Annotated in this window: 3 protein-coding genes and 1 CRISPR repeat array; all 3 genes read right to left on the bottom strand. The window is 44.7% G+C overall.

Annotated features, from left to right (window positions below; genetic code table 11):
- Positions 1 to 215 precede the first annotated feature (215 nt).
- On the bottom strand, positions 216 to 500 hold the full coding sequence (locus tag EV211_RS10495) for a type II toxin-antitoxin system RelE family toxin (protein WP_133529385.1): 285 nt from the start codon (positions 498 to 500) through the stop codon (positions 216 to 218).
- The gene (gene relB / locus EV211_RS10490; protein WP_133529384.1) at positions 497 to 715 is read right to left on the bottom strand and encodes a type II toxin-antitoxin system RelB family antitoxin; all 219 of its coding nucleotides are present in this window, start codon (positions 713 to 715) and stop codon (positions 497 to 499) included. The genes EV211_RS10495 and relB overlap by 4 nt, the downstream gene beginning before the upstream one ends.
- Before the next feature lie 206 nt (positions 716 to 921).
- On the bottom strand, positions 922 to 1,665 hold the full coding sequence (locus EV211_RS10485; RefSeq protein ID WP_133529383.1) for an alpha/beta hydrolase family protein: 744 nt from the start codon (positions 1,663 to 1,665) through the stop codon (positions 922 to 924).
- 146 nt (positions 1,666 to 1,811) lie between these two features.
- Positions 1,812 to 2,903: direct repeats of the CRISPR family, unit length 36 nt; unit sequence GTTCAGCTACCATATGAGATTGCACTACTCTCAAAC.
- Between the last annotated feature and the right edge of the window lie 128 nt (positions 2,904 to 3,031).

Genomic DNA, 3,031 nt, shown 5'->3' with positions numbered 1-3,031 from the left:
TCACCAGCTCGTGAAAACTGGGTTCACAGTTTTTGCTAGTAACATTATCTCAAACTCAAGCAACTTTGAACAGGTACATGTGGTTTACCACTTACTTATAGTGACATAAATGTCACTATAAATGTCACTTTATTTTTACTGCAAATAAAATACGCAAGGACAATCACTATTCATCCTTGCGCACATTTGCCTGCGTATGGCCCGTCCAGAATGTGTTACCGCATTATTGAGCCTTTATACACATCACTCCTATGACCGATGCTTAATACCAGTATCACGATTCTGTCGTCCATTATCTCTGCTATTATGCGATAGTCACCAACGCGATATCGCCATTCTCCGCTTCTATTCGCAGAAAGGCCTTTCCCCTGTTGACGCGGATTATTACATCCTTCCAGATTCTTTCTTATCCACCCCAGTATCAGCGCCGCGGTATGTTTGTCAAGTTTCTTCAGTTGCTTCTTGGCCTTCTCTGTAAACTCAACGTGAAATTCCGTCATAGTCCAAGCTCCTTTTCAACTTCATCAAGAGAATAAGTAGCAGGATTTTTATGATATTCTGACATAGCCTTTTCGTACGCATTCAGATCATATTCATCCTCGATATGTTCAAGAACTGATTGGCGGACAAGTTCCGAAACCGTCATGCCATTGACTTCAGCATACTTTTTAAAGAGCATAGTGTCATCGTCATTTAATCGTATTGAAATAGTCATGACTTCATCTCCCTTCCTTGTATTACATTGTAATACCGTGTCATGGCTTTGTCAACTATTTTGATAGAGACGCCGAACAGGGACTTCACCAAAATATTCAGCCCATTGTATTACTGATTTTCTCTGCTACAATTATGCGTTCATATCTAGTAATACGTAACTTCATATTGGTAGTCTTAATGGTAGTTTTTTGGTAGTTGTTTCATTTATTTCGTCAATGCTACCACGGTCTCGGCCACTGTATTCCACGCCGCAGACCGCGGATCTATTAAGTCGAAGTGGTCTGTGTCCGGGAGCACGTGCAACTGGGCATTCTCGCCCAAGGCCTCATGCCGGCGGCAATATTCTATGCTTTGTTCTACGGGCACGTCAACATCACGATCACCGTGGAACAAAAGGCACAAAGTGCGGCCCGGCTTTGATTCTACTGGCGAGGCTTCTTTGTAACGGTCTGGGAATTCTTCCGGCTCGCCGCCCATAAGGTCAAGAACATGATGTTCGCCAAGCTGCTTTTCTGTCTGGCGCATCCTCGTTAAGTCGGGTATGCCAGCCATGGCAACCACAGCCCTCACGGTCACCCTGGACGCCAGCCAAAGGGCCAGATGCCCGCCGGCCGAATGGCCCAGTATAACCACGCGCGCTGGGTCTATGGGGTATTTTTTTGCTAGCTCAGGCACAAAATTCACCGCATTCTCCGCATCGTCAAAAGTACCCGGCCAGCCGCCACCCGTCTCACCGACACATCGATACTCCACATTCCATGTGGCGCAGCCCCTTTGTGCCAGATCACGTGCCAAAGGCGAGATTCCATCGAGGCCATACTCAGCCCGCCAGAACCCGCCGTGGAACATGACCACCAGCGGAAGCCTGCTACCCTCTTCAACATCCTCCGGCAGCCGCAGAATCCCGAACTGCGAAGGTTCATTGCCATAATTAAGTTTAGTATTCATTTATCAATTCTCCAAACATATTGCTTAGCCCACTAATTTAACAGTAATCCAGTACATGTGGTTTACCACTTACTTTCAATCAGATTGTGGACCATTTTTCAGTTGACATATACAACGCTTAGCGAAGCCCTTGTAAGCGTACTGTAGTTCAGCTACCATATGAGATTGCACTACTCTCAAACCATTACTTTGCCACCTTTCTTACGATTACAGTTCAGCTACCATATGAGATTGCACTACTCTCAAACGCTGATTGATTTACACCGCTTACGTACAGTGTTCAGCTACCATATGAGATTGCACTACTCTCAAACAAGGGGATTGGAGGCGAAGAAAAATGAGAAGTTCAGCTACCATATGAGATTGCACTACTCTCAAACAAGGAACGGTACCAGAGCGGAACCATTAGAGTTCAGCTACCATATGAGATTGCACTACTCTCAAACCAGAGCGAACACCAGGCCAAGTGTACATAAGTTCAGCTACCATATGAGATTGCACTACTCTCAAACTAATTATGGGGGTAACTGCAAAATGATAAGGTTCAGCTACCATATGAGATTGCACTACTCTCAAACCGCATCATCGTATTCTTTTGAAACAAATCGGTTCAGCTACCATATGAGATTGCACTACTCTCAAACAAACGGCATAGCCAATATTGTCAAGACAAGGTTCAGCTACCATATGAGATTGCACTACTCTCAAACCAGTTTTACTTGATGTAAGCTGGGGGTTTAGTTCAGCTACCATATGAGATTGCACTACTCTCAAACCGGTTTGAACGTGTGTTTGAGCGTATAGTTGTTCAGCTACCATATGAGATTGCACTACTCTCAAACTAGTGTACGCTGCCGATAATATTTGAGTGAGTTCAGCTACCATATGAGATTGCACTACTCTCAAACCGGTTTGAACGTGTGTTTGAGCGTATAGTTGTTCAGCTACCATATGAGATTGCACTACTCTCAAACTAGTGTACGCTGCCGATAATATTTGAGTGAGTTCAGCTACCATATGAGATTGCACTACTCTCAAACGCTGCTTATTGCGTCGTCAAATGCTATCTTGTTCAGCTACCATATGAGATTGCACTACTCTCAAACAAGCAAGAGGCAAGCAAGTCAACAGAGAGTGTTCAGCTACCATATGAGATTGCACTACTCTCAAACACGCAGACAACGCCGCTGATCCTGACACGCGTTCAGCTACCATATGAGATTGCACTACTCTCAAACAAGTCGGCGATGTATTCTATCTTCCTGTAGGTTCGTAAGTGGTAAACCACATGTACTGGATAATAATTAGGCCGCCCGGAAGGGCGGCGATTTTAGCTAAGGCTATTTGGTTTTGAAGCAGTTTTCAG

It is taken from the genome of Aminicella lysinilytica, from assembly GCF_004362975.1.
Lineage (GTDB): Bacteria > Bacillota > Clostridia > Peptostreptococcales > Anaerovoracaceae > Aminicella > Aminicella lysinilytica.
The sequence above is the reverse complement of the archived record's forward strand: the minus strand, read 5'-3'. Positions and strand labels throughout refer to the sequence as shown.

Excerpts from the sequence above, each read along its gene's own strand:
- EV211_RS10495 (WP_133529385.1), bottom strand. The coding sequence starts at position 500 with ATGACGGAATTTCACGTTGAGTTTACAGAGAAGGCCAAGAAGCAACTG.
- relB (WP_133529384.1), bottom strand. The coding sequence starts at position 715 with ATGACTATTTCAATACGATTAAATGACGATGACACTATGCTCTTTAAA.
- EV211_RS10485 (WP_133529383.1), bottom strand. The coding sequence starts at position 1,665 with ATGAATACTAAACTTAATTATGGCAATGAACCTTCGCAGTTCGGGATT.